1 protein-coding gene is annotated in these 865 nt (G+C 69.7%); it reads left to right on the forward strand.

Translation table 11 applies throughout. The features are described from left to right. Window positions 1-2: 2 nt before the first annotated feature. Window positions 3-865 (forward strand): histidinol-phosphate transaminase (locus tag G7043_RS47460; protein ID WP_166056400.1); only part of this gene is annotated, 863 nt, incomplete at its 3' end.

Consider the following 865-nt stretch of genomic DNA (forward strand, 5'->3'; position numbering starts at 1 on the left):
GCATGACCGTGCGAACCCGTGCCGACCTGGCGTCCTTGCCCGCCTACGTGCCCGGCAAGTCCATTCCCGGCGCCATCAAGCTCGCGAGCAACGAGGTGTCCGCCGGACCGCTGCCCAGCGTCGTCACAGCGATCGCCGAAGCCGCCACCGCCATCAACCGCTACCCCGACTCGGGCTGCGTCGAACTCACCGGACGACTGGCCGACAAGCTCGGCGTCCCCGCCGACCACCTGGCCCTCGGCTGCGGCTCGGTGACCCTGTGCCAGCAACTCGTCCAGGCCACCTGCACCGAAACCGACGAAGTGCTCTTCGCCTGGCGGTCGTTCGAGGCCTACCCGATCGTCGTGCACGTCGCCGGCGCCCAGCAGATCCGCGTCCCGCTCACCGCCGAGCACGAACACGACCTCGACGCGATGGCCGCCGCGATCACCCCGAACACCCGCATGGTCTTCGTCTGCAACCCCAACAACCCCACCGGCACCGCACTGCGCACCGACCAGATCGAGGCCTTCATCGCGCGCGTGCCCAGCGACGTGCTCGTGGTCATCGACGAGGCCTACAAGGAGTTCGTCGACGACGCCCACATCCCCGACGGCGTCGAACTCGCCAAACAGCAGTGGGCCGCCGGCCGCGACAACGTCGCGGTGCTGCGCACCTTCTCCAAGGCCTACGGCCTGGCCGGCCTGCGCATCGGCTACGCCGTCGCACCCCCCGCCGTCGCCGAAGCCCTGCGCAAGGTCTACGTACCGTTCTCCGTCAACGCACTCGCCCAGGTCGCCGCGATGGCCTCACTCGACGCCGAAGACGAACTCATGGTCCGCTGCCGCGCCATCGTCGCCGAACGCACCCGCGTCCGCGGCGAACT

The sequence above is a fragment of the Lentzea alba genome (assembly GCF_011067745.1).
GTDB classification, from domain to species: domain Bacteria; phylum Actinomycetota; class Actinomycetes; order Mycobacteriales; family Pseudonocardiaceae; genus Lentzea; species Lentzea alba.